General features: G+C 71.4%; 23 protein-coding genes and 2 pseudogenes. 14 read left to right on the top strand and 11 right to left on the bottom strand.

Annotated features, from left to right (window positions below; all coding sequences use genetic code 11):
* The first annotated feature begins 67 nt into the window (after positions 1–67).
* From ACZ56U_RS21760 to fabF, 5 genes are all read left to right on the top strand, one after another.
* The gene (locus ACZ56U_RS21760) at positions 68–1,273 is read left to right on the top strand and encodes a PucR family transcriptional regulator (RefSeq protein WP_469085644.1); all 1,206 of its coding nucleotides are present in this window, start codon (positions 68–70) and stop codon (positions 1,271–1,273) included.
* Between the two features lie 89 nt (positions 1,274–1,362).
* Positions 1,363–2,277: an ACP S-malonyltransferase gene (locus ACZ56U_RS21765; RefSeq protein WP_469085645.1), complete on the top strand. Its 915-nt coding sequence runs from the start codon at positions 1,363–1,365 to the stop codon at positions 2,275–2,277.
* 17 nt (positions 2,278–2,294) lie between these two features.
* Positions 2,295–3,290: a beta-ketoacyl-ACP synthase 3 gene (locus tag ACZ56U_RS21770; protein ID WP_469085646.1), complete on the top strand. Its 996-nt coding sequence runs from the start codon at positions 2,295–2,297 to the stop codon at positions 3,288–3,290.
* 75 nt (positions 3,291–3,365) lie between these two features.
* Entirely contained in the window at positions 3,366–3,614 is a 249-nt protein-coding gene (locus tag ACZ56U_RS21775; protein WP_391229396.1) for an acyl carrier protein, read from the top strand.
* Between the two features lie 71 nt (positions 3,615–3,685).
* Entirely contained in the window at positions 3,686–4,957 is a 1,272-nt protein-coding gene (gene fabF, locus ACZ56U_RS21780; protein ID WP_469085647.1) for a beta-ketoacyl-ACP synthase II, read from the top strand.
* Positions 4,958–5,041: 84 nt separating this feature from the next.
* Here the strand turns inward: fabF and ACZ56U_RS21785 are convergent, their stop codons facing one another.
* A complete protein-coding gene (locus ACZ56U_RS21785; RefSeq protein WP_469085648.1) occupies positions 5,042–5,536 on the bottom strand; it encodes a DUF3145 domain-containing protein in 495 nt (164 codons plus the stop codon).
* Between the two features lie 257 nt (positions 5,537–5,793).
* Between ACZ56U_RS21785 and ACZ56U_RS21790 the strand changes: the two genes are divergently transcribed.
* On the top strand, positions 5,794–6,696 hold the full coding sequence (locus ACZ56U_RS21790) for an SGNH/GDSL hydrolase family protein (protein ID WP_469085649.1): 903 nt from the start codon (positions 5,794–5,796) through the stop codon (positions 6,694–6,696).
* Between the two features lie 15 nt (positions 6,697–6,711).
* Entirely contained in the window at positions 6,712–7,683 is a 972-nt protein-coding gene (locus ACZ56U_RS21795; protein WP_469085650.1) for an aldose epimerase family protein, read from the top strand.
* Between the two features lie 175 nt (positions 7,684–7,858).
* On the opposite strand, the gene ACZ56U_RS21800 is transcribed toward ACZ56U_RS21795, so the two are convergent.
* Entirely contained in the window at positions 7,859–8,260 is a 402-nt protein-coding gene (locus tag ACZ56U_RS21800; protein WP_469085835.1) for a RidA family protein, read from the bottom strand.
* A gap of 381 nt (positions 8,261–8,641) precedes the next feature.
* Positions 8,642–9,157 (bottom strand): annotated as a pseudogene (locus tag ACZ56U_RS21805) (NAD(P)-dependent oxidoreductase); the annotation flags it as partial.
* On the opposite strand from ACZ56U_RS21805, the gene ACZ56U_RS21810 reads away from it, so the two are divergent.
* The 3 genes from ACZ56U_RS21810 (at position 9,129) to ACZ56U_RS21820 (ending at position 11,869) form a co-directional block, all read left to right on the top strand.
* Positions 9,129–10,094, top strand: coding sequence for a LysR family transcriptional regulator (locus ACZ56U_RS21810; RefSeq protein ID WP_469085651.1), 966 nt, complete (start codon positions 9,129–9,131; stop codon positions 10,092–10,094). The pseudogene ACZ56U_RS21805 and the gene ACZ56U_RS21810 sit on opposite strands and share 29 nt — an antisense overlap.
* A 146-nt stretch (positions 10,095–10,240) precedes the next feature.
* Positions 10,241–10,507, top strand: a complete 267-nt coding sequence (locus ACZ56U_RS21815; RefSeq protein WP_469085652.1) for a hypothetical protein — start codon at positions 10,241–10,243, stop codon at positions 10,505–10,507.
* A 93-nt stretch (positions 10,508–10,600) separates the two neighbouring features.
* Positions 10,601–11,869, top strand: a complete 1,269-nt coding sequence (locus ACZ56U_RS21820) for a pyroglutamyl-peptidase I (protein ID WP_469085653.1) — start codon at positions 10,601–10,603, stop codon at positions 11,867–11,869.
* On the opposite strand, the gene ACZ56U_RS21825 is transcribed toward ACZ56U_RS21820, so the two are convergent.
* Together ACZ56U_RS21825 and ACZ56U_RS21830 are read right to left on the bottom strand one after the other, a co-directional pair.
* Entirely contained in the window at positions 11,841–12,455 is a 615-nt protein-coding gene (locus ACZ56U_RS21825) for a LysE family translocator (RefSeq protein WP_469085654.1), read from the bottom strand. The genes ACZ56U_RS21820 and ACZ56U_RS21825 overlap by 29 nt on opposite strands.
* On the bottom strand, positions 12,452–13,237 hold the full coding sequence (locus ACZ56U_RS21830; RefSeq protein WP_469085655.1) for an EI24 domain-containing protein: 786 nt from the start codon (positions 13,235–13,237) through the stop codon (positions 12,452–12,454). Before ACZ56U_RS21830 ends, ACZ56U_RS21825 begins: the two co-directional genes overlap by 4 nt.
* A 201-nt stretch (positions 13,238–13,438) precedes the next feature.
* Between ACZ56U_RS21830 and ACZ56U_RS21835 the strand changes: the two genes are divergently transcribed.
* Positions 13,439–15,982, top strand: a complete 2,544-nt coding sequence (locus tag ACZ56U_RS21835) for a M14 family zinc carboxypeptidase (protein ID WP_469085656.1) — start codon at positions 13,439–13,441, stop codon at positions 15,980–15,982.
* 19 nt (positions 15,983–16,001) lie between these two features.
* Positions 16,002–17,159, top strand: a complete 1,158-nt coding sequence (locus ACZ56U_RS21840) for a serine hydrolase domain-containing protein (protein WP_469085657.1) — start codon at positions 16,002–16,004, stop codon at positions 17,157–17,159.
* Between the two features lie 55 nt (positions 17,160–17,214).
* Here ACZ56U_RS21840 and ACZ56U_RS21845 read toward each other — a convergent pair whose 3' ends face one another.
* Positions 17,215–17,634: an organic hydroperoxide resistance protein gene (locus ACZ56U_RS21845; RefSeq protein ID WP_469085658.1), complete on the bottom strand. Its 420-nt coding sequence runs from the start codon at positions 17,632–17,634 to the stop codon at positions 17,215–17,217.
* A 94-nt stretch (positions 17,635–17,728) separates the two neighbouring features.
* The gene (locus ACZ56U_RS21850; protein WP_469085659.1) at positions 17,729–18,727 is read right to left on the bottom strand and encodes an NADP-dependent oxidoreductase; all 999 of its coding nucleotides are present in this window, start codon (positions 18,725–18,727) and stop codon (positions 17,729–17,731) included.
* A 90-nt stretch (positions 18,728–18,817) separates the two neighbouring features.
* Between ACZ56U_RS21850 and ACZ56U_RS21855 the strand changes: the two genes are divergently transcribed.
* Positions 18,818–19,255 (top strand): MarR family winged helix-turn-helix transcriptional regulator, encoded by a 438-nt coding sequence (locus tag ACZ56U_RS21855; protein WP_469085660.1) that lies wholly within the window; start codon positions 18,818–18,820, stop codon positions 19,253–19,255.
* A gap of 453 nt (positions 19,256–19,708) precedes the next feature.
* Entirely contained in the window at positions 19,709–19,873 is a 165-nt protein-coding gene (locus tag ACZ56U_RS21860; RefSeq protein ID WP_469085842.1) for a hypothetical protein, read from the top strand.
* 176 nt (positions 19,874–20,049) lie between these two features.
* Here the strand turns inward: ACZ56U_RS21860 and ACZ56U_RS21865 are convergent.
* The 4 genes and pseudogenes from ACZ56U_RS21865 to ACZ56U_RS21880 form a co-directional block, all read right to left on the bottom strand.
* A pseudogene (locus ACZ56U_RS21865) lies at positions 20,050–20,325 on the bottom strand (SCO2400 family protein); the annotation flags it as partial.
* A 175-nt stretch (positions 20,326–20,500) separates the two neighbouring features.
* Complete coding sequence (gene yjfF, locus ACZ56U_RS21870; protein WP_469085661.1) at positions 20,501–21,523, bottom strand: galactofuranose ABC transporter, permease protein YjfF; 1,023 nt, start codon at positions 21,521–21,523, stop codon at positions 20,501–20,503.
* Positions 21,523–22,608: an ABC transporter permease gene (locus ACZ56U_RS21875; RefSeq protein WP_469085662.1), complete on the bottom strand. Its 1,086-nt coding sequence runs from the start codon at positions 22,606–22,608 to the stop codon at positions 21,523–21,525. The genes yjfF and ACZ56U_RS21875 overlap by 1 nt, the downstream gene beginning before the upstream one ends.
* Complete coding sequence (locus ACZ56U_RS21880; protein ID WP_469085663.1) at positions 22,605–24,155, bottom strand: sugar ABC transporter ATP-binding protein; 1,551 nt, start codon at positions 24,153–24,155, stop codon at positions 22,605–22,607. The genes ACZ56U_RS21875 and ACZ56U_RS21880 overlap by 4 nt, the downstream gene beginning before the upstream one ends.
* Between the last annotated feature and the right edge of the window lie 67 nt (positions 24,156–24,222).

Raw genomic sequence — 24,222 nt, forward strand, 5'->3', positions numbered from 1 at the left:
ACCACCGTAGCCCCGACCCGGCACCCGGCGGAGCGCACTCACGTCCGGATAAGGCAGTCTTGTCCCCGTGCCCGAACCCGAAGCCAGCAACACCGAAGCCGTCGCACGCGCCCTCCGTTCCCACTCCGCGACCCTGAAGCGGCTGGAGAAGTCGTCCGGGTCACTCGCCGCGCAGGCCATCGCGCGGATGGACGAGACGCTGCCGTGGTACCGGGCCATGCCCCCGGAGAACCGGTCCTGGATCGGGCTGGTCGCGCAGGCCGGTATCGCCGCGTTCACCGAGTGGTTCCGGCACCCGGACGCGCCGCAGGCGATCTCCACCGACGTCTTCGGGACCGCCCCGCGCGAGCTGACCCGGGCCATCACGCTGCGCCAGACCGTGGAGATGGTGCGCACCACCATCGAGGTCATGGAGTCCGCCATCGACGAGGTTGCCGCACCCGGCGACGAGTCGGTGCTCCGGGAGGCCCTGCTCGTCTACGCCCGCGAGATCGCCTTCGCCACCGCCCAGGTCTACGCCCAGGCCGCCGAGGCACGCGGTGCCTGGGACGCGCGTCTGGAGTCCCTCGTCGTCAACGCCGTGCTCAGCGGCGAGGCCGACGAGGGCGCCGTCAGCCGGGCCGCCGCGCTCGGCTGGAACGCGCCCGAGCATGTGTGCGTGGTCCTCGGCACCGCGCCCGACGGCGACTCCGAGCTGACCGTCGAGGCGATCCGGCGGGCCGCCCGGCACGCCAAGCTCCAGGTGCTCACCGGGGTCCTCGGGGACCGGCTCGTGGTCATCGCGGGCGGCAGCGACAACCCGCTCGCCGTCGCCAAGTCGCTGATCGGGCCGTATGCCGCCGGACCCGTGGTCGCCGGACCCGTCGTACCCGATCTGCAGGCCGCCACCCGCTCCGCGCAGGCCGCCGCGGCCGGGCTCAAGGCCTGTTCCGCCTGGCAGGACGCCCCGCGCCCGGTGCTGGCGGACGATCTGCTTCCGGAGCGCGCCATCGCGGGTGACCCGAGCGCGCGCGAGCAGCTGGTGGAGGAGATCTACAGACCGCTGGAGGAGGCGGGTTCAGCTCTCCTCGAGACACTCTCGGTCTATCTCGAACAGGCCAGCAGTCTCGAGGGCGCCGCCCGTATGCTCTTCGTGCATCCCAACACCGTGCGCTACCGGCTTCGACGTGTGACTGACGTCACCGGCTGGTCACCGTCCGACGTGCGCTCGGCGTTCACGCTGCGGATCGCGCTCATCCTCGGGCGTCTGGTCGACGGGGATATCCAGCTCTAGGCTTTTGTCGGAGGTCCACAAAACCCCCTCGTGTTCTTCGTCCCTGTCCCCACGGGCGGCCGTGCCCGTCCACAAGAGAGAGTGTGAGAGTGCTCGTACTCGTCGCTCCCGGCCAGGGCGCCCAGACGCCCGGCTTCCTGACCCCCTGGCTCGAACTCCCCGGTGCCGCCGACCGCGTCGCCGCGTGGTCGGACGCCATCGGCCTGGACCTCGCCCACTACGGCACCCAGGCCGACGCGGACGAGATCCGTGACACCGCCGTGGCCCAGCCGCTGCTGGTGGCCGCCGGAATCCTGTCCGCCTCGGCACTCGGTGCCGTCACCCCGGGCGCCGTCGCGGGGCACAGCGTCGGTGAGTTCACCGCCGCCTCCTTCGCCGGTGTCCTGGACGACACGGCCGCGCTGACCCTCGTGCGCAAGCGCGGGCTGGCGATGGCCGAGGCCGCCGCGATCACCGCGACCGGGATGTCCGCGCTGCTCGGCGGGGACCCCGAGGTGAGCGTCGCGCACCTGGAGAAGCTCGGCCTGACCCCGGCGAACGTGAACGGCGCGGGCCAGATCGTGGCGGCCGGCACCCTGGAGCAGCTCGCCGCGCTGAACGAGGACAAGCCCGAGGGTGTCCGCAAGGTCGTCCCGCTGAAGGTGGCCGGCGCCTTCCACACGCACCACATGGCTCCCGCGGTCGACGCGCTGGCCAAGGCCGCCGCCGATCTGACGCCGGCCGACCCGAAGCTGACGTACGTCTCCAACAAGGACGGGCAGACCGTCGCCACCGGCGCCGAGGTGCTGGAGCGGCTGGTCGGCCAGGTCGCCAACCCGGTGCGCTGGGACCTGTGCATGGAGACGTTCAAGGAGCTCGGCGTGACCGCGCTGATCGAGGTGTGCCCCGGCGGCACCCTCACCGGCCTCGCCAAGCGCGCGCTGCCCGGCGTGAAGACGCTGGCGCTGAAGACCCCCGACGACCTCGACGCCGCTCGCGAGCTCCTCGCCGAGCAGAGCGCCTGAAAAGGAGCCCGAGAGCAATGTCGAAGATCAAGCCCAGCAAGGGCGCCCCGTACGCGCGCATCCTCGGTGTCGGCGGCTACCGTCCGACGCGGGTCGTGCCGAACGAGGTGATCCTCGAGACGATCGACTCGTCCGACGAGTGGATCCGCTCGCGCTCCGGCATCGAGACGCGCCACTGGGCGAACGACGAGGAGACCGTCGCCGCGATGTCGATCGAGGCGTCCGGCAAGGCGATCGCCGACGCCGGGATCTCCGCGGAGCAGATCGGTGGCGTGATCGTCTCGACCGTCTCGCACTTCAAGCAGACCCCGGCCGTCGCCACCGAGATCGCCGACAAGCTCGGTACGAACAAGGCCGCCGCCTTCGACATCTCGGCCGGCTGCGCGGGCTTCGGCTACGGCCTCACCCTCGCCAAGGGCATGATCGTCGAGGGTTCGGCGCAGTACGTCCTCGTCATCGGCGTCGAGCGGCTGAGCGACCTGACCGACCTGGAGGACCGCGCGACGGCCTTCCTGTTCGGCGACGGTGCCGGCGCGGTCGTCGTGGGCCCCTCCGACGAGCCGCACATCGGCCCGACCGTGTGGGGTTCCGAGGGCGACAAGTCCGAGACGATCAAGCAGACCGTGGCGTGGACCGAGTACGACAGCACGGGCAAGTTCCCCGCCATCACGCAGGAGGGCCAGGCGGTGTTCCGCTGGGCCGTCTTCGAGATGGCGAAGGTCGCCAAAGAGGCGCTGGATGTCGCCGGCGTCTCGGCGGAGGACCTGGACGTCTTCATTCCGCACCAGGCCAACGAGCGGATCATCGACTCGATGGTGAAGACACTCAAGCTGCCGGAGTCCGTCACGGTCGCGCGTGACGTCCGCACCACCGGCAACACCTCGGCCGCCTCGATCCCGCTCGCGATGGAGCGGCTCCTGGCGACCGGCGAGGCGAAGAGCGGCGACACCGCGCTCGTCATCGGCTTCGGGGCGGGTCTCGTCTACGCCGCGACTGTCGTTACCCTCCCCTAGGCACTCCGTGCCGGATCACCCGGTCCGGACACGGTGAACCGCCCAACCCTGGATATCTACGAAGGAGCGCCTCACATGGCCGCCACCAAGGAAGAGATCGTCGCCGGTCTCGCCGACATCGTCAACGAGATCGCCGGCATCCCGGTCGAGGACGTCCAGCTGGACAAGTCCTTCACCGACGACCTGGACGTCGACTCGCTGTCCATGGTCGAGGTCGTCGTCGCCGCCGAAGAGCGCTTCGACGTCAAGATCCCGGACGAGGACGTGAAGAACCTCAAGACGGTCGGCGACGCGACCGACTACATCCTCAAGCACCAGGCCTGATCTCAGGTCCGGCTGCCGCCACCCGGCGGTGGCGCCGCTGAATCCTCGTAATCGTTGGAGAAAGATTTCCCGTGAGCCCGACCAATCGCACCGTGGTCGTCACCGGTATCGGCGCAACCACACCGCTGGGTGGCGACGCAGCCTCGACCTGGGAAGGCCTGATCGCCGGCAAGTCCGGCGTCAAGCCCCTGGAGCAGGAGTGGGCGGCCGACCAGGCCGTCCGTATCGCGGCGCCCGTCGCCGTGGAGCCCACCGAGGTCATCCCGCGGCCTCAGGCCCGGCGCCTGGACCGCTCGGCGCAGTTCGCGCTGATCGCGGCCCAGGAGGCCTGGAAGGACGCGGGCTTCGAGGGCAAGGCCGGGGACGACCGGAGCGTCGACCCGGACCGCCTCGGCGCCGTCATCGCCTCCGGCATCGGTGGTGTGACGACGCTGCTCGACCAGTACGACGTGCTGAAGGAGAAGGGCGTCCGCCGCGTCTCCCCGCACACCGTCCCCATGCTCATGCCGAACGGCCCGTCCGCCAACGTGGGTCTCCTCGTGGGCGCGCGCGCCGGTGTGCACACCCCGGTCTCCGCCTGCGCCTCGGGCGCCGAGGCCATCGGCTACGCCATCGAGATGATCCGCACCGGCCGCGCCGACGTCGTCGTCGCGGGTGGCACGGAGGCGGCGATCCACCCGCTGCCGATCGCCGCGTTCGGCAACATGATGGCGATGTCCAAGAACAACGACGACCCGCAGGGCGCCTCGCGTCCCTACGACGTCGCGCGCGACGGCTTCGTCCTCGGCGAGGGCGCCGGCGTGATCGTCCTGGAGTCCGCGGAGCACGCGGCGAAGCGCGGTGCGCGTGTCTACGCCGAGGCCGTGGGCCAGGGCATCTCCGCCGACGGCCACGACATCGTGCAGCCCGAGCCGGAGGGGCGCGGTATCGCCCACGCCCTGCAGAACCTGCTCGACAGCACCGACCTGAACCCGGCGGAGATCGTGCACGTCAACGCGCACGCGACGTCGACGCCGGCCGGTGACGTGGCGGAACTGAAGGCGCTGCGCAAGGTGTTCGGCGACGACGCCGACCACTTCGCGGTGTCCGGTACGAAGTCCATGACCGGTCACCTGCTGGGTGGCGCCGGTGGTGTGGAGTCGGTGGCGACGATCCTCGCCCTGTACCACCGCCTCGCCCCGCCGACCATCAACGTGGAGAACCTCGACCCGGAGGCGGAGGCCAACGCCGACGTCGTACGGGGTGAGGCGCGCAAGCTGCCCGTCGAGGGCCGGATCGCCGCGCTGAACGATTCGTTCGGGTTCGGCGGGCACAACGTGGTGCTGGCGTTCCGTACGGTCTGACAGCGCCTTTGACTGACAGTGGCCCGGTCTCCGTGGGGAGGCCGGGCCACTCGCCGTTTCCCGGCCGCTGCCGGCCGCGCGCGCTCAGACCACCTGGTGCAGCCAGCGCACGGGGGCGCCCTCGCCCGCGTACCGGAACGGCTCCAGTTCGTCGTCCCACGGCTTGCCCAGGAGTCTGGCGATCTCCGACTCCAGCTGGGTCTCGCCGGCCTGTGCGCGGGTCAGGGCGGCTCGCAGACGGTCCTCGGGGATGAGGATGTCGCCGTGGATGCCGGTGACGGCGTGGAAGATGCCGAGGTCGGGGGTGCAGCTGTAGCGCTCGCCCTCGGCGGTGGGACAGGGTTCGGCCGTCACCTCGAAGCGGAGCAGGTGCCAGCCGCGCAGCGCCGACGCCAGCTTGGACGCCGTACCCACCTCGCCCTGCCAGGAGAACTCCGAGCGCCAGGTGCCGGGGGCCGCGGGCTGCCGGATCCAGTCGAGGTTGACGCGCGTGCCGAGCACCCCGGCGACGGCCCACTCGACGTGCGGGCACAGCGCGCGCGGCGCGGAGTGCACGTACAGAACTCCACGTGTCGTCACCGGGACCTCCGGGCAGAGCGGGACCATTGTGCGAATGGGCGGAACGGTGGTGGCGGCAGCCACGTTGATGGCGAGGCTACCGTGCGACGGCGCAAGGAGTGTGACGTACCGTCGGTCCCGGTGCCCACAAACGCCCGCCATTCACCCGGCAGGACGCTAGCCGTCGCACGTGGAAGGGTCGGGAACTCCCGCACGTTGTCATGGAGGGGGACGAAGTTCGCGGGGGATGCCATGTCGACCGAGGGGATCTTGAGGGGATGCGGAAGCGAAGGCAGCGTGCGCGCGCCGTGCTCGCCGTCGTGACGGCGGCCGTACTGGGCGCCGCCGGCTGTGACGCCGTCGGCGGCAACGAGTCGGGGCCGTCCGGCTCCGGCACCGCGGCGCGCAGAGCGACCCCGACCCCGACCGCGCCCGTCTGGGACTCCAGCCCTGCCTCGCTGGCCGCGGTGGGCGACTCCATCACCCGCGCCTTCGACGCCTGTTCCGTCCTCCAGGACTGCCCGGAGGCCTCCTGGGCGACCGGCAGCAGTACCGAGGTCGACAGTCTCGCCGTACGGCTGCTGGGGAGGGCGAAGGCGGCCTCCAGCAGCTGGAACTACGCGGTCAGCGGGGCGCGGATGGCGGACCTGGCCGGGCAGATAGCCCAGGCGGCGGCGAAGCGGCCGGGGCTGGTGACGGTGACGGCGGGGGCGAACGACGCGTGTCGGGACTCGACGGCGGCGATGACGTCGGTGGCGGACTTCCGGACGCAGTTCGAGGACGCGCTGCGCACCCTGCGCGAGGCGGCCCCGAAGGCGCAGGTGTACGTGGCGAGTGTGCCGGACCTGAAGCGGCTGTGGTCCGAGGGGCGCACCAACCCGATGGGCAAGCAGGTGTGGAAGCTCGGGATATGCCCGTCGATGCTGGGCGACGCGGACGCCCTGGACGCGGCGGCGACGGAGCGGCGGGCCACCGTGCAGCAGCGGGTGGAGGCGTACAACGAGGTGCTCCAGGAGGTCTGCGCCAAGGACGAGCGGTGCCGTTTCGACGGCGGCGCGGTGTACGAGTTCCGGTTCGGCACGGATCAGCTGAGCCACTGGGACTGGTTCCATCCGAGCGTGAACGGACAGGCCAGGCTGGCGGAGATCGCCTATCGGGAGGTCACGGCCTCCGGGGGGTGACCTAGAGTTTTCACCATGAACGAACTCTTCGGCACACTTCCCGACGGCACCGAGGTCCACCGCTGGATCCTGGAGCGGTCCGGCGTGCGTGTCGGGGTGCTGTCGTACGGCGGGATCGTGCAGTGCGTCGAGGTCCCCGACCGGGACGGGCGGTCCGGGAACGTGGTGCTGGGGTTCGCCGGTCTGGAGGGCTATCTCACCCACACCGGGCCCTACTTCGGCGCGCTGATCGGCCGGTACGCCAACCGGATCGCCGGTGGCCGGTTCACGCTGGACGGGGTGACGTACGCGCTGGCGCCCAACAACGCGCCCAACTCCCTGCACGGCGGGGAGCGCGGTTTCGACAAGCGGGTGTGGGACGTGGAGCCGGTGGCGCACGGCATCCGGCTCTCCCGGGTCAGCCCGCACGGCGAGGAGGGCTTCCCCGGCCGTCTGGAGGTCTCAGCGACCTACACGCTGGACGCGGACGGCGCGCTGCGGATCGCGTACGAGGCGGTGACGGACGCGCCGACGGTTCTCGCGCTGACCAACCACAGTTACTTCAACCTGGCCGGTTCCGGGAGCGCGAGCGGTCACGAACTGCGGGTCGCCGCTTCCCGGTTCACGCCCGTCGACGCGGATCTGATCCCGACCGGGGCGCTCCAGGACGTGGCCGGGGGACGCTTCGACTTCCGGGAGAGCCGGAAGGTGGGGTCGGGGTACGACCACAACCTCGTGCTCGACAAGGGGGTCACGGACTCCCCCGTCGAGGTCGCCGAGCTGCGCGACCCCTCGTCGGGGCGGGTGCTGACGCTGTCCACCACCGAGCCCGGTCTCCAGCTGTACACCGCCGACCATCTGACCGGGCCGTTCGCGCCCTGTGACGGGGTGGCGCTGGAGACCCAGCACTTCCCCGACTCCCCGAACCGACCGGAGTTCCCGAGCACGGTGCTGCGGCCGGGCGAGGTGTTCCGCTCGGAGACGGTGTACGCGTTCTCCGCGCGCTAGCCGTGGACACAGCCATCAGCCCCGGTCCGGGTGTCAGGTCCCGGACCGGGGCTGCTCTGTGGGGAGACTTGTCCCGGATCAGACGTTAATCGTAGTGGTGCGCCTGCGGTCCGTGATCGAGCGGCCGATCTGGATCTCGTACGAACCCTTCACAAACGACCACGTCCCCTCCTCCTCAGGCTGCCGGGCGAGCGGCCGGACCGACCGCGGCGACGACCTCCACCTCGATCTGTGCCTCCGGTCTGAACAGCTTCGGCACCTCGAAGGTCATGCTGGTGGGCGGGGTGCCGGTGAGGAACTCCCGTCGCACGGCGCCGTATTCCTGGAGCTTGTCGATGTCGGTGAGGTACGTGCGGATGTTGACGATGTCCGCGAGCGTGCCGCCGTGGGCCTTCAGTAGGGCGTCGAGCGTCTCGAAGACACCGCGGCTCTGCTCGGCGAGGGTGGCGCCCTCGGCGATCTGACCGGAGACGAACAACAGGGCGCCGCCGTCGGCCTGTTCGACGCGGGCGACCTGCGAGTAGTACGGGCTCAGGGGCTGGGGTGCGCCGGCGGGGTTGTCGAGGGTGACCTTCATGGGGGTCCTTGTCGTCGGGGGTCGGCCGGTGCGGATGCGGGCGGCGGCCGCGGCGAGGTCCTCACCGGGTGCGGCGACCCGGCGATAGTGCGCCAAGGCGGCTTCGGTCACGGGTAGTTGTGCCGTCCGCGTGGCGAGGTCGAGGTCCTTCACGGCGAGGGGGGTGTCGAAGTGGACTCCCTCGGCGAAGGCGCGGGCGACGACCTGGGCGAGGGGGCCGTTCGCGAGGGCGGTGCGGGCGGTGTCGTCGTCCAGGCCCAGGGCGTCGGCGAGGCGGAGGGCCTCGGCGACCACGGCGACCCCGCTGATGACGGCCGAGTTGAGGACGAGCTTGAGGGCGGCGCCGGAGCCGAGGGGGCCGGTGCGGGTGACGTGGCCGAGGTGGGCGAGGACGTGTTCCACGCCGGTCGCGTCACCGCCCGCGAGGATGCCGAGGGCGCCCGCGGCGGCCTTGTCGGTACTGCCCATGACGGGGGCGTCGACGGGGGTGACCCCCGCGGGGAGCCCGGCCGCCAGCTCGCGCACCGCGTCCGGACCGACGGTCGACATCTCGATCCAGTGGGTGCCGGGGCGCAGGGCCGGTGCAGCGGCCTCCGCGACCGCGGCGAGCGCCTCCGGACCGGCGAGCATGCTGACGACGACGTCGGCGTCCCGGACCGCCCCGGCCGCCGAGCCGGCCACCCGGGCGCCCTCGGCGAGCAGCGGTTCCGCCTTCTCCGCGGTGCGGTTCCAGACGGTCAAAGGGTGTCCTGCGGCCAGGAGTCGACGGGCCATCGGGGCGCCCATGTGCCCCAGGCCGAGGAATGCGATGTGCTCCATGGCGTCGACGCTAGATCCGCTCACGGGATGCGACAAGCGAATGTCTAGCATGGTCGCCATGCCAAGTCCGCATCCCATCGCCGATGTCTCCACCGTCTGGCTGCGAGCCTTCCTCGAGGTCGCCCGCCAGGGCTCGTTCACGCTCGCCGCGCGCGGTCTCGGCTGGACCCAGTCCGCGGTGTCCCGGCAGATCGCCGCGCTGGAGTCGGCGCTCGGCGGGGCGCCCCTGTTCGACCGGCTGCCGCGGGGCGTACGGCTCACCGAGGCGGGCCGGGTCCTCGTGCCGCACGCGGAGACCGTCGTGGAGGCGCTGCACGGGGCCGGGCGGGAGCTGGCGGCGCTGCGTGAGGTGGCGGGCGGGCGGCTGCGGTTCGGGGCGTTCGCGACGGCCGACGCCGCGCTGGTGCCGCTCGCCCTCGCCGCGTTCAGCCGCCGGCACCCCGGGGTCCGGCTGACCCGCGAGGAGGGACTCACACCCGCCCTCCTGGACCGGCTCGCCGCCGGCCACCTCGATCTGGCGGTGGTCTCCACGACGGGCCGCGCGCCCCTGGACTCCTACGACCTCCACCACCTCCTCGACGAGTCCCTGTACGTCGCCGTCGCCGCCGCGCACGAACTGGCGGGCTCCGGTCCGGTGCGGCTCGGCCGGTTCGCCGACGCCGACTGGATCTCCGGCAGCGCCCGCCCGGAGGGCACCCTGCTCGACGCGGCCCTGCGGCAGGGCTTCCGCCCCCGCGTCGCCCACGTGGTCGCGGAGTGGACCGCCAAACAGGGCTATGTCGCCGCGGGCCTCGGCGTGACCCTGGTCCCGGCCCTGGCCGCCACATCGGTACGACCGGACATCGCCCTGCTACCGCTACTGGACGAGGGCGCACCGGCCCGAGCGGTGTACGCGGCGACCGCACGGGGGCGGGCACCGACACCCGCGGCGGAGGCGTTCGTGCGGGCGCTGCGCGAGGCGGCGGGACGGGTCGCCACCCCGGTGGGACGGGTCGCGGCGCCGGAGCGGCGGTGACGCGGCCGCCGGCCGGCGGGGGTGGCTGCCCGCGTCCGTGACGGCACGCGGGGCCGACCCGAGCCGGTGTGGACCACGCTCGCGCTCAGTACGCCTAGGTACGGGTACTCAGGCGGTCGGTGTCCCGCCCGGCGAGGATGGCCGTCATGAAGGCCAAGAACACCCTCGCGGTGCTCGCGTTGCTCCCGGTCAACTTCCTTGTCGTGTCCTACGGTTGGTGGGCGGCGGGGTGGGCCGGCTGGGCGGCGGCCTGGAACGAGGAGCCGTACGGGCCGCCGTTGGCGGAGCTGGGCACGGCGTGCGGGGTGGCGGCCGCCCTCGGCGTGGCGCTGTTGTTCGCCCGGCTGTGGGGGGCGGCCGCCTTCCAGGCGGTACCGGTGTTCGTGCTGCTCGCGTTGATGGGCCCGTCCTGACACCGTCCCCCGGGTCCCGCACCATGGCGTGGACCACTTCCGCCACGCGATACTTCAGCCCTCTCCCCCACACCAGACGGAGGCTGAACTCCCGTGAGCGCACTACGTGTTCGGACAGTCGTCCTCGGATTCGCCCTGATGGCCGGGTTCACGGTCACCCCGTCCCCGGCCGGTGCCGCCACCGCGCCGGCCGCCACCGTCGAGGAGCGGCGGTTGGAGCAGGCCGTGCCCCAGGAGATCCTTCGGCGGTCCGGATTCGATGTCGTGGCACCGAGGTTCGCGCGGGCGCTCGGCTCGGCGCACAGTTACACGCAGGCCCGCCGGATCGTCGTACGCGAGGGCTCGGCGCTGTGGAAGCGGGCCGTGGACCGGGCGCAGGGGCGGGGGCCGGCGGGGGGTGATCTGAGCCGGGACGACGACCGGCCGCTGTACTGGGCGCGGTTGGGGATGACCCGGCATGTGCGGTCGTGGGAGCCGGGGTTCGGGCTGAGCGAGCCGCGCCGGGCCGCGCTCCTCGACGAGCTGGAGCGGACCTCGCGGGGACAGACGGCGATCCGGTATCCGTCGGGGAAGGGGATCAGGCGGATCCTCGTGACCGGCTTCGACCCGTTCACGCTCGACCGGGACATCCGGATCTCCAACCCGTCCGGGGCGACCGCGCTCGCGCTCGACGGCACGGTGATCGAGACCGCACACGGACCGGCCCGGGTGGAGACGGCCGTGTTCCCGGTGCGGTGGCGGGACTTCACCGAGGGGACGGTGGAGCGGACCCTGCGGCCGTATCTCCAGCGGGTGGACCTGTTCACGACCGTGAGCCAGGGGCGGGTCGGACGGTTCGACGTCGAGCGGGCCAACGGGGCCTGGCGGGGCGGGTTCCCGGACAACGAGAACGTCGGGCTGACCGAGACCGTCCCGGTCAGCGATCCGGCCTCGCGGCCGCAGTGGACGACGACGACCCTGCCGTACGCGGCGATCGTCGCGGCGGGCACCGGTCGGTTCCCGGTCTACGACAACACGAGCGTGACCGAGATACCGGCGGGTGGCACCGAGGCCGTCGTACGGCCGGACGGGCCGACGGCGGGGTCGACCGCCCGGGCCGGGGGCGGTGGGAACTACCTCTCCAACGAGATCGCCTACCGGGCCACGCTGCTGCGGGACCGGCTCGGGCTGCACGACGTCCTGCCGGGTGGCCATGTGCACACGCCCGTGCTGCAGTTCGGGGCGGGGAACACCACCGAGGTAACCGATCCCGAGTTCGTGCGCGACCGGCTGGACATCATCGGCCAGGTGCGGGCGATCCTCACCGTGGCCGCGGACGCCGCTGCCGCGGACGCTAGTGGGACGGAGCGAACGCGAGGCTGACGCCGAGGCCGGCCAGGACCGAGCCGATGACCTTGTTGAGGACCTTCTGGCCGCGCAGCATCAGGGTGCGCATGCGGTCGTGGGAGAAGAAGACCGCGACCACCCCGAACCACAGCAGGTGGGCCGCCGACATGAACAGGCCGTAGCCCACCTGCTGGTAGACGGGGGTGCCGGGGCTGACGACCTGGGCGAAGGTGGAGACGACGAAGAGGGTCGTCTTCGGGTTGAGGACGTTGGTGAGGAACCCCGAGCGCAGGGCCTTCATCGGGGTCAGGTCGGACCGGGTCTCCAGGTCGACCTGCACCTCGCCGCGGGTGCGGAAGGTGCGGACGCCGATGTAGACGAGGTAGGCGGCGCCGACCAGCTTGATGATCGTGAACAGGAAGGTGGAGGAGGCGATCAGCAGGCCCACGCCGAGCATCGTGTAGCTGACGTGCACGAGGACGCCCGCGGCGACGCCGGTCGCGGCGAACAGGCCGGTGCGGCGGCCGTGGAGGTAGCTGTTGCGGACCACCATGGCGAAGTCGGCGCCGGGGGCGATGACGGCCAGGACGGTGATGACGGCGACGGCGAGTATCTCGGTCACGCCATGGCCTCCTTGACCTCGTCGGTGTCCTCGCGGATCTGTTCGCCGAGCAGCTCGCGGGCCATGAGGGTGGCGCCCGCGACCGCGCCCGGCATCAGGAACACCGCGACGAACGGCACCAGGAACGCCACGGCCAGGGGTGTGCCGAAGCCCCAGGCCAGGGTCTTGCGGGAGCGCAGCAGGGCGAGCCGGTCCCGCAGCTCGACACCGCGACGCTGCATGGCGACGGCGACGAGTTCCTCGGTGAGGAAGAACCCGGTGACGAAGAACCCGAGCACGGGGACGACGCTCTGTCCGAGGAACGGGACGAACCCGAGGGCGAAGAGCAGCACGCCCCACAGCGCGGCCCGGGCCAGGATCCGCAGGCTGTCCCGCGCCGAGATCAGCAACTCGCGCCAGAGGGGGAGCCCCGACTCGGGGGCGGTGCCGTCCGGGGAGACGTCCCGGTCGACCTTCTCGGAGAGGCTCTCGTAGAAGGGCTGGCCGACCAGGAGGGTGACGGCGGTGAAGGTGAGGACGGACAGGAGCAGGGCGAGGGCCCACAGCACGACGGTCAGGAAACCGCGGAACAGTCCGAGCCAGGGGCTGGACCAGTCGTCGGCGAAGGGGGTGGCCCAGACGACGAAGTCCTCGCCCCAGATCGCGAGCGCGACCAGCGCCGCCGCGTAGAGGACCAGGGTGATGAGCCCCGGGACCAGTCCGAACCCGTACTGCTTGCCGTGCCGGGCCACCCACCGCTGGCCCTTCAGGAGATAGCTGAAACCCACCCCGAGATCGCGCATACCCGAACTCTATCGGGCGGCACCGACACCGGACTTCGGGCCGCACCCCACCACACCGGCCCCGCCCTCCCCCGCGCCCTCACCCCACCGCTCGGCCCCGCCCGCCCCGCGCCCTCACCCAACTCCCTCTTGTTCCGGTTGAGTCGAACAGGTACATGTCGCCGTACCGATCTCAGGAAGCTCCCGGAGGAGGCACGACGCGTGCGCACGACGAGAACCGCCCCTGCGAGACCCGTACTGATCGCCGCCCTCACCCTCACCACCGCAGGCTCGCTGCTGCTCAGCCCGCAGTCGGCCGGTGCCGACCCCCGGCCCGTCACCCGTGAGGGGGCCGCGCTCGACCAGCGCCCGGCGCGGGCCCCCGCGAGCGCCGCGAGGAGGGCCCTCGCCGACGAGAGCGCCCTCGGCGGGGCCGTCCGTGGCTACCCCCGCGAGCAGGTCCTCTCCCCCGACCCGGAGAACCCCGCCGACAAGTCCATCAAGCTCGGCCTCACCCCGTACCACGCGATCGCCCCGAAGCTGAACGCCCTCCAGGCACTCGGCGACCGGGTCAGCGTCGAGGTCGCCGGGCGGTCGGCCGGCGGGCACCGCCTCTACCTGGTCACCGTCACCGCGCCCGAGACGGCCCGCCAGGCCCGCGCCCAGGAGCGGATGCGCGACCTCATCGAGAACTCCCCCGCGCGGGCCGCCAAGACGCCTGAGATCAAGGCGGGTTACAAGGCGCCCGTCTTCTTCAACAACAACATCCACGGCAACGAGTGGGAGGGCACCGACGCCTCCCTGAAGCTCGTCGAGCAGCTCGCCACCGCGACGGACGCGAAAACCCGCGAGCTGCTCTCCCGCTCCCGCCTCTACTTCAACATCACCGCCAATCCGGACGGTCGTATCGCCGGCACCCGCGCCAACGCCAACGGGTTCGACATGAACCGGGACTTCGTCACCGCCTCGCAGCCCGAGACCCGCGCCATGCGGCGGATCGAGATCGACAAGCAGCCCGCCGTCATGCTCGACCTGCACGGTTACGTCAACGGCACGCTCATCGAGCCGACCACTCCCCCGCACGGCGAGAACTACGAGTACGACCTGTTCCTGAAGAACACCTACGCCAACGCCCTCGGCATGGAGGCCGCGGTCAACGGCCTCGGGTACACACCGCGGAAGGACGGTGTCGAGCCCGCCCAGATCCCCTTCCGGGACCAGGAGGAGGGCTGGGACGACTGGCCGCCGATCTTCACCCCGCAGTACGCGGCCGTCCACGGCACGGTCGCCGCGCACACGGTCGAGATCCCGTTGCAGGTGAACAACGCGGCCTACGACAGCCTGCCGGTGGCGGAGCTGCGGCGCCGGTCGGCCGTCAACGTCGCCGTGGCGGGCGCCGCGCTCCGCGCGACCCTGGACTTCGTACGGGAGCGCCGGCAGGGCCTGATCGCCGACCAGATCGAGGTGTTCCGGCGCGGCGCCGCGGGCGCGGCACAGGTGCCGGTCTCCGCCGCGACGGTCCCCGGGGTGCCCGGCATCGGCCCGGAGGACGTCTACACGACCACGTTCCCGCGCGCCTACGTACTCCCCGCCGGCGGGTCCACCGCCACCGCCCGCCTGGTCGACCACCTCCTCGCCAACGACGTCCGTGTCACCCGTGCGAGCCACTCCTTCCGGCTCGGCGCGAGGTCGTACCCGAAGGGCTCCTACGTCGTCGACATGCGGCAGCCCAAACGGGGGCTCGCCAACGCGCTGCTGGCCGACGGGCGGGACATCAGCGACAAGGTCACGGTGATGTACGACATCTCGGGCTGGAGCCTGGGCCGGCTGTGGGGCGCCGAGGTGACGGCCGTGCCGAAGGGCACCCTCACCGGCCTGCCCCTGCGTGCCGTGCGTGAGGCCGTGCCCGTGGGGTACGTCGCCCCGCGCGGCGCCCTGCGGCTGCGCCTGGACGACCCGCGGGCGGTCGCCGCCGTCAACTCCCTGCTCAAGCAGGGCGTCGCGGTACGGCAGACGGCCGACGGGGGCAGCGCGATCGTCCCGGCCTCGGCGCGCGCGCAGGCCGCCGAGTCGGCACGCGCGTACGACGTCGTCTTCGACGCAACGCCCCTCACCGGCGCACGGGCGCTGCCCCGCACCCGGGTCGCCGCCGCCGTCGCCCCCGGCGAGCTGTTCGCGCTGCGCGAGATGGGCTTCGAGGTCACACCGGTGTCGACGGCCGTGCTCAACGCCGGGTTCGACTGGGCCTCGGTCGATGTCCTCCTCGTCTCGACGGGCCTGGACCACGCCGCCCTGACCCCGGCCGCCCGCACGGCCCTGGACGCCTTCCTGGCGGACGGCCACGGTCTGGTCGGGCGCGGTGTCACGGGAGCCGAAATCGGCACCGCCACGGGCCTGTCGACCGTGAAGGCGGTCGAGGGCAACGGGGACGCCAACGGTGTGGTGCGCGTGGTGAACGCGGGACGGCTGACGGCCGGTGCCCCCGGCCATGGGTTCGTGTACGCGCCCGTCTGGTTCACGGATCTCGGCCCCGGGGTCCGCGTGGAGCAGTCCTACGCGGCCGGCAACCCCCTTGTCTCCGGGCACTGGCGCCCGTCGGCGGACGGCACCGGCGGACCTTCCGCCGCGGCCGGCCGGCCCTCGGTCGTCAGCGGTCCGCAGTCGGTCCTCTTCGGCACCGAACCCCTCTTCCGGGATCATCCGAAGGGGGAATTCCCGCAGGTCGCAAGGGCGTTGTTCAGCATGGCTGACGCCGGCCGGCGGTAAGAGCAGTCAAGGAGAGCGGATGACTCAGGAGATCCACGGCAGCGTCGCCGACGGTTTCGAGGCGGTGCGCGAGGAGTTCGCCGCGTTCGTGGCCGGTGAACGCCCCGACTACGAGGGTCAGTTGTGCGCGTACATGCACGGCCGCAGGGTCGTCGACCTGTGGGCGGGTGACGGCAACGAGGCCGACTCGCTGCACGCCGTGTTCTCGTCGACGAAGGGTGCCGCGCATCTCGTGGTCGCTCTCCTCGTCCAGGACGGCACACTCGAACTGGACCGCAAGGTGACCTACTACTGGCCGGAGTTCGCGGCCGAGGGCAAGGGCCAGCTGACCCTGCGTGACCTGATCACGCACCGGGCCGGGCTGGTGGGCCTGGACGCCGGGTTCAGCCGGGACGAGCTCGCCGACGACCGGGTGATCGCCGAACGCCTCTCCGACCAGCGCCCGTTCTGGCGCCCGGGGACGGCCTTCGGCTACCACGCCCTGGTCATCGGCGCGCTCACCGGCGAGGTGGTCCGGCGGGCTACGGGCCGTTCGATCCAGGAGCAGTGGGAGGAGCGGGTCCGGGCCCCGTACGGCCTGGACTTCCACCTCGGTCTGCCGGCGGCCCTGGAGCCGAGGTTCCGCTCCGCGCAGCCGATGCTGCCCACCCCCACCCAGCAGGTCCAGATCGACGCCATGCCCACCGGCCCGCACACCCTGGCCTCGATCGCGTTCAACACGCATGTCCCGGACCCGGGTGACCTGGTGGAGCACGCCAACTCCCGTACCGTGCGCGCCAAAGGGCCGGCGTCGGCGGGCGGGGTGGCGGCGGCGCGGGGCCTGGCCGGTATGTACGCGGCGGCGATCAGCGAGCTGGGTGACCGGCCGCCCCTGCTCAAGCCGGACACGATCGCCGAGATCGGCCAGATCCACTCCAGCGGCCACGACCTGGTGGCCGGCGAGTACCGCGCCTACGGCCTGGGCTTCCAGGCGATCGCCGACACCCGGCACCGGTTCCTGGGCGCCGGCACCTTCGGCCACAGCGGCGCGGGCGGCTCCCAGGCCTTCGCGGACGCCCGCAGCGGTCTGGCCTACGGCTACACCCGCCGTCGGCTCGCCTTCCCCGGCGGCGCGGCCCCGGAGAACGACCGGCTGGTGAAGGCGGTGCACAGCGCGGCGCTGACCCTGGGCGCGTGACACGGACGAGAGGCCGCACCCCATGTCCAGGGGTGCGGCCTCTCGTCGTACGCGATCAGACCAGCGTCACGCTGATGTTGCCGCGGGTCGCCTTCGAGTACGGGCAGACCTGGTGGGCCTTCTCCAACAGGCCCTTGGCGGTCTCGGCGTCCACGGCCGGTATCGAGGCCGAGATCTCGACGATGAGGCCGAACCCGTCGTCGTTCCTGCCGATGCCGACCTTCGCGGTGACGGTCGAGCCGGAGATGTCGGCCTTCTCCATACGGGCGACCACGCCGAGGGCGCCCTGGAAGCAGGCGCTGTAACCGGCGGCGAACAGCTGCTCGGGATTGGTGCCCTCGCCGCTGCCGCCCATCTCCTTGGGCGGGTTCACGACGACGTCGAGCCTGCCGTCCTCGGTGGCCACCCGGCCGTCGCGACCGTTCTCGGCGGTGGCGACGGCGGTGTACAGGACGTCGGACTGCTGGATGGACATGCGGTGTCTACCTCCTGGGTCCGCCGCGACTCGCGCCCACGATCGCCGACGGTTTCGGAAAGAAGTTACCGCATGTCGGAAACCCAGTGAAGGCTCAGAGCTTGACGATCATCTTCCCGGTGTTGTCGCCGCGCAGGACGCCGAGGAAGGCCTCCAGGTTGTTCTCGATGCCCTCGACGACGGTCTCGCGGTACTTGAGCGCACCCGAGGCCACCCAGGGACCGACCTCCTGGACGAACTGCGGCTGAAGGTCATAGTGATCGCCGACGAGCAGGCCCTCGATACGGCCGCGGGTCTGGATGAGACGGGCGAGGTTGCGCGGGCCGGGGGCGGGCTCGGTGTTGTTGTAGACGGAGATCATGCCGCAGACCGCGATCCGTCCGCCCTGGTTCAGCGAACCGATGGCGGCCTCCAGGTGGTCCCCGCCGACGTTGTCGAAGTAGACGTCGATCCCGTCCGGGGCGGCGGCGCGCAGCTGCTCGCTCACCGGGCCGCTCTTGTAGTTGAAGGCGGCGTCGAAGCCGTACTCCTCGACGAGGAGCTTGACCTTCTCGTCGGAGCCCGCCGAGCCGATGACCCGCGAGGCGCCCTTGAGCTTGGCGATCTGACCGACCTGGCTGCCGACGGCACCGGCGGCACCGGAGACGAAGACGCTGTCGCCCTCCTTGAAGACGGCGGTGCGCAGCAGGCCCGCGTAGGCGGTGAGGCCGGGCATGCCGAGGACGCCGAGGTAGGTCGACAGGGGGGCGGCGTCGGGGTCGACCTTGACGGCCTGCTGGGCGTCGATCGTGGCGTACTCGCGCCAGCCGCCGAAGTGCAGGACGTGGTCACCGGGGGCTATGCCGTCAGCCTCGGAGGCCACGACCTCACCCACGGCACCGCCCTGCATGACCTTGCCGAGCTCGAAGGGGGCGACGTAGGACTTGGCGGCGCTCATACGGCCGCGCATGTACGGGTCGACGGACAGGTACTTGTTCCGTACGAGCACCTGCCCCTCGACGGGCTGCCGGACCTCCGCCTCGACCAGGGCGAAGTCCTCGGGCTTCGGCCAGCCGACGGGGCGGGAGAGGAGGTGCCACTCGCGGTTGATCATGACGGGAGCCTTTCGGATTTACTTCAGTACCTGAAACAACCATGCGCCTGGATATTTCAGGTTGTCAAGTAATGGGGGTATCGTGGAGCCATGGCCACCCCGGAGAAGACCGCCCGCCCCGACGCGCTGACCCTCGAAGTCGTCGAGCTGATCGGCGACGTGGTGGCGCGTTTCTACGCGGACTTCGAGGAGGCGGCCGCGGAGCACGCGCTGACCGGGGCCCAGGCGCGGCTGCTGAGCCTGCTGTCCCTGGAACCGCTTCCCATGCGCAAGCTGGCCCACAAACTCCGCTGCGAGCCGTCGAACGTCACCGGGATCGTGGACCGTCTGGAGTCCCGTGGCCTGGTCGAACGCCGCCCTGACCCTGCGGATCGCCGCGTGAAGCTGGCCGCGGTGACGGAGGAGGGGCGGGCGGTGGCCCGGACCCTGAGAGACGACTTGCGCTTCGCCCGCGAACCGTTGGCCGGGCTGTCCCATGAGGAGCGGCGAGTCCTACGGGGCCTGCTGCAACGCATGCTGGCGGCGTAGCGGTACGCCCCCGCCAGGGGCCCGCCCCTCGCACCGCCCCCAACGCGTTTCTCGCCCCCGCCGCCCCTACCCGTCCCATCCTGGGGGCTGCGCCCCCAGACCCCCCATCGGCCCTGAACGGGCCTCGTCCTCAAACGCCGGACGGGCTGAAAGACAGGCACGCGCCCCCAGCCGGGAGGCGAGGCGACCGGCACCGGCGGGGGATGGAAGGCGAAGGGGCGCACCCCCGCGGACCGGCCACCGGCGCCACGGCGGGAAGGGGACGTACCGGGGGGTGCCCGCCCGCAGTGTCGGGCGTCCGACCGACAGCACAGCTCGGTCCTACAGCACCGCCCGACCGAGGACGGACACCCCCCGGTGCGGCCCCGACCCACAACGCACCGCGGAGGCGCACCCCACCGTCAGGTACACCACCACAGAAAGCGGTCGCACTCGCTCGGCGACGGAGCCGGCGTGGGATCGGACGTCGTGGGATCGGCCGTAGGAGTCGCGGAAGCCGCCGGACTCGTGGCCGCAGGAGCCGTCGTGGCGGGGTTCGGGGCGGAGGCCGCCGCCGACTGCGCGTCCGTGTCGACGGACTCCGACGCGGACGCCGACGCCGAGGGGGAGGCGGACTGAGAGGCGTCCGGCGAAGCCGAGGAGGAGGCCGGAGCCGTACCGCTCGAGTCGGCCAGAGGCTCCGCCGTCTCGTCAGCCGCCGCCGACGCACCCCCGTCCGCCGACTCCCCACCCGCGGCGGCCGGCGTGGGCGACGACCCGGGCGCGTCCAGACCCAGTTCCGCGAGACTCAGACCCCCCGCGGCGAGTATGAACCCCGCGGCGATCAGCAGCGTCCGACGCCGCCTGCGCCGATGCGCCGCCGCCTTGCGGTCACGCCGACTCGTGGCACCGTGAGCGACGTCGCCCTCGTCGACGTCGACGTACGCCCCGGCCGCCTCCCCCGAGTACTCCCCCTCATACGGGTCGGACCCCAAGTCCGTGGACGCGCGTAGCTGTTCGGCGGGAGTGCCGCACCCCGGGCAGGCGAGGGCGCCGTTGAGGTGCCGTCGGCACGGGAGGCAGTAGTCCATGACGCGGGAAGGTTAAGTTCCGAACCGGGGCCGTTCCTAGAGCCGGCTGTGAATGTTGTGTGGGGAACCAGCCCTTCCGGCACGGCGGGCCGAGGATGATCCACCCTCATCCCACCGAAACCGGCATCCGCCGGAACGCGCCGGAACGCGCCGGAACGAGCCGGTCCCCCTCCGCTCAGGTCGGCTTACGGGTCGTCATCACCCGCTGGATCAGGATGAACACACCCAGCAGCACACCCGTCGCGATCTTCGTCCACCAGGAACTCAGCGTCCCCTCGAACTGGATGATGCTCTTGATCAGCCCCAGCACCAGAACGCCGAACAGCGTGCCGAGGACGTACCCCGAGCCACCCGTGAGCAGCGTGCCGCCGATGACCACCGCGGCGATCGCGTCGAGTTCCATGCCCACCGCGTGCAGCGGGTCACCGGACTGGATGTAGAGCATGAAGAGCAGGCCCGCGAGCGAGGAGCAGAAGCCGCTCAGCGTGTAGACGGCGATCTTCGTGCCGCCGAGCGGCAACCCCATCAGCAGCGCCGACTGCTCGTTGCCGCCGATGGCGTAGATCCGGCGTCCGAAGCGGGTGTAGTGCAGGAGGTAGAAGGCGGCCGCCAGCACGGCGAGCGCCACCAGCGCGCCGATCGACAGCTCCCCCAGCCCGAGCGACACCCGCGTCTCCGCGAGGCTGCTGACCGAGGAGTCGTTGATCGCGATCGACTCCTTGCTGATGACGAGGCACAGTCCGCGGAAGAGGAAGAGACCGGCGAGCGTCACGATGAACGGCTGGATCTCGAAGTTGTGGATCACGTAGCCCATGAGGAAGCCGCCGAACGCCCCCACCCCCAGGGAGATGGGGATGACCGCCAGCAGCGGCAGCCCGACGTCCTGGACCAGCCACGCCGTGAGCATGGTGGTGAAGCCGATGACCGAGCCCACGGACAGGTCGATGCCGCCGGAGAGGATGACGAAGGTGGCGCCGACGGCGGCGACGAGGAGATAGCTGTTGTCGATGAACAGGTTGAGGAAGACCTGCGAGTCGCCGAAGCCGTAGTTCGCGTAGCGGCTCAGTCCGCCGATGTACATCGCGAGGAACAGCGCCGCCGTGACCAGGACGGGCAGCCGCCGGTCACCGAGCAGGCGCGTGGCCTGGGACGGCGTGCGGGTCTGCGGTGTCGTGGGGGTCTTGGTGGTCGTACTCATCACGACACCTCCATCTTGGGAGCGGAGTCGGCGGGCTCGGCGACCACGGCGGGTGCGGCCGCGGGCGGGGTCTTCGCCCGGGCGCCGAAGACCTTGGCGCGGAACTTCGGGGACTGGAGCAGGCAGACGACGATGACGACGGCGGCCTTGAAGACCAGGTTGGTCTGGGTGGGGACGCCGATGGTGTAGATCGTGGTGGTCAGGGTCTGGATGACCAGGGCCCCCACGACCGTCCCGCCGATGGAGAAGCGGCCGCCCAGCAGTGACGTGCCGCCGATGACGACCGCGAGGATCGCGTCCAGCTCGATCCACAGGCCGGCGTTGTTGCCGTCCGCCGCCGAGGTGTTGGAGCTGATCATCAGGCCGGCGATGCCCGCGCACAGGGCGCAGAAGACGTACACCATGATCTTGATGCGGAGGGAGCGGATGCCGACCAGGCGGCTGGCCTCGGCGTTGCCGCCGACCGATTCGACGAGCAGGCCGAGGGCGGTGCGGCGGGTCAGCGCCACCGTCACGGCCACCACGGTGGCGACCACGAAGATGGAGAAGGGCAGGGTCAGCCAGTAGCCGCCGCCGATGAGCTTGTACGGCTCGCTGTTGATGGTGATGATCTGGCCGTCGGTGATCAGCTGGGCGACACCGCGGCCGGCGACCATGATGATCAGGGTGGCGATGATGGGCTGGATGCCCATCCGGGCCACCAGGAAGCCGTTCCACAGGCCGCAGACGACCGCCGCGATCAGGCCGAGGCCCATCGCCAGCAGCACTCCCGACAGGGCGTCCTGGTCCTTCTGGTCGCTGATGTAGGAGCACGTCAGGGCGCCGGTGATGGCGACCACCGCACCGACGGAGAGGTCGATGCCGCCGGTGGCGATGACCAGGGTCATGCCGACCGCCACCAGGATCAGCGGCGAGCCGAACAGGACGATCGAGACGAGGCTGCCGTAGAGGTGGCCGTCCGTCATGTGGATCGCGAAGAAGTCGGGGGTGAAGGGGACGTTGACGAGCAGCAGGGCGATCAGGACCGCCACCGGCCAGAAGAGGTTGTGGCGTGTCAGTGCTCGCCAGCGGGAGGTGGTGGTCACTTCAGTTCTCCGCTCTGGTCTCCGCTCGCGATGGTCTCGAGGATCTTGCTGGTGGTGATGTCGGGCCCGTTGGTGAGCCGCGCCACCAGCTTGCGGTCGCGCAGCACTCCGATGGTGTGGCTGAGACGGAGCACCTCCTCCAGCTCGGCCGCGATGTAGAGGACGGACATGCCGTCCTCGGAGAGGGAGACCACCAGTTTCTGGATCTCGGTCTTGGCGCCGATGTCGATGCCGCGGGTCGGCTCGTCGAGGATCAGCAGCTTGGGCTGGGTGATCAGCCAGCGGGCCAGGAGCACCTTCTGCTGGTTGCCGCCGCTCAACTGGCCCACGCGCGCCTCGGGGTTGGCGGGGCGGATGTCGAGGGCCCTGATGTACTTGGCGACCAGTTCGTCGCGCTGGGCGGCCGGGATGGGCCGGGTCCAGCCGCGGGCGGCCTGGAGGGCGAGGATGATGTTCTCGCGCACGGTCAGGTCGGGGACCAGGCCCTCGGCCTTGCGGTTCTCCGAGCAGAACGCGACCCCGGCGCCGATGGCGTCGTTCGGGGCGCTCATGGAGACCTGCTTGCCGCCGATGGTGAGCTTGCCGCTGTCGGGCTGGTCGGCGCCGAAGAGCAGCCGGGCCAGTTCGGTGCGGCCGGAGCCCAGCAGGCCTGCCAGGCCCACGACTTCGCCCTTCTTGATCTCAAGGTCGAAGGGGGCGATGCCGCCGCTCCTGCCGAGGCCCTCCGCGGTGAGCAGCGACTCGCCGACGTCCGCGTGGAGTTGGTGGTCGTGCAGCTCCTCCAGCTGGTCCAGAGCCTTGCCGATCATCAACTCGATCAGCTGGACCTGGTCGAGGTCGCGGACCATGTGCTCGCCGACCAGGGTGCCGTTGCGCAGCACGGTCATGCGGTCGCAGATCTCGTAGATCTGGTCGAGGAAGTGGGAGACGAAGAGGATCGCGACGCCCTCGTCCCGCAACTGCCGCATGAGGCGGAAGAGTTCGAGGACCTCGTCGCGGTCGAGGCTGGAGGTGGGCTCGTCCAGGACCAGCACCTTGGTGCGGGAGCCCGCGCCGTCGCTGTCGCCGTGCCCCACCGACCGTACGATCGCGACGAGTTGCTGCACGGCGAGCGGGTACGAGGACAGCGGGGCGCTCACGTCGATGTCGAGGCCGAGCCGGTCGACCATCTCCGCGGCCTGTCGGCGCATCTGCTTCCACTGGATGCGGCCCGCGCGGGTGGGTTCGCGGCCGATGAAGATGTTCTCCGCCACCGACAGGTTGGGGCAGAGGTTGACCTCCTGGTAGACCGTGCTGATGCCGGCGTGCTGCGCCTGCAGCGGGCTGCCGATCCGCACGGGCCGGCCGTCGAGGGTGATGGTGCCGCCGTCCAGGGGGTGGACCCCGGTCAGCACCTTGATCAGGGTGGACTTCCCCGCCCCGTTCTCCCCCATCAGGGCGTGGATCTCGCCGGGGAAGAGCCGGAAGTCGACGCCCGACAGAGCCCTTACCCCCGGAAACTCTTTGACTATGCCCGTCATCTCCAGGACGGGCTGCGGCTCTGCCATGGCAGCGCTCCTCACGGAATCGGTTCGGCCCGCGCCGGTGTTGGGCCGCGGCGGGCCGGGCCCGCGG

The sequence above is a fragment of the Streptomyces sp. NPDC034103 genome (genome assembly GCF_055575395.1).

Coding starts and splice junctions, on each gene's coding strand:
- ACZ56U_RS21845 (WP_469085658.1), bottom strand. CDS start 17,634: ATGTCCATCCAGCAGTCCGACGTCCTGTACACCGCCGTCGCCACCGCC.
- yjfF (WP_469085661.1), bottom strand. CDS start 21,523: ATGAGTACGACCACCAAGACCCCCACGACACCGCAGACCCGCACGCCG.
- ACZ56U_RS21815 (WP_469085652.1), top strand. CDS start 10,241: ATGAAGGCCAAGAACACCCTCGCGGTGCTCGCGTTGCTCCCGGTCAAC.
- ACZ56U_RS21855 (WP_469085660.1), top strand. CDS start 18,818: ATGGCCACCCCGGAGAAGACCGCCCGCCCCGACGCGCTGACCCTCGAA.
- ACZ56U_RS21880 (WP_469085663.1), bottom strand. CDS start 24,155: ATGGCAGAGCCGCAGCCCGTCCTGGAGATGACGGGCATAGTCAAAGAG.
- ACZ56U_RS21770 (WP_469085646.1), top strand. CDS start 2,295: ATGTCGAAGATCAAGCCCAGCAAGGGCGCCCCGTACGCGCGCATCCTC.
- ACZ56U_RS21830 (WP_469085655.1), bottom strand. CDS start 13,237: ATGCGCGATCTCGGGGTGGGTTTCAGCTATCTCCTGAAGGGCCAGCGG.
- ACZ56U_RS21840 (WP_469085657.1), top strand. CDS start 16,002: ATGACTCAGGAGATCCACGGCAGCGTCGCCGACGGTTTCGAGGCGGTG.
- ACZ56U_RS21790 (WP_469085649.1), top strand. CDS start 5,794: ATGCGGAAGCGAAGGCAGCGTGCGCGCGCCGTGCTCGCCGTCGTGACG.
- ACZ56U_RS21800 (WP_469085835.1), bottom strand. CDS start 8,260: ATGAAGGTCACCCTCGACAACCCCGCCGGCGCACCCCAGCCCCTGAGC.
- ACZ56U_RS21795 (WP_469085650.1), top strand. CDS start 6,712: ATGAACGAACTCTTCGGCACACTTCCCGACGGCACCGAGGTCCACCGC.
- ACZ56U_RS21850 (WP_469085659.1), bottom strand. CDS start 18,727: ATGATCAACCGCGAGTGGCACCTCCTCTCCCGCCCCGTCGGCTGGCCG.
- ACZ56U_RS21775 (WP_391229396.1), top strand. CDS start 3,366: ATGGCCGCCACCAAGGAAGAGATCGTCGCCGGTCTCGCCGACATCGTC.
- ACZ56U_RS21810 (WP_469085651.1), top strand. CDS start 9,129: ATGGTCGCCATGCCAAGTCCGCATCCCATCGCCGATGTCTCCACCGTC.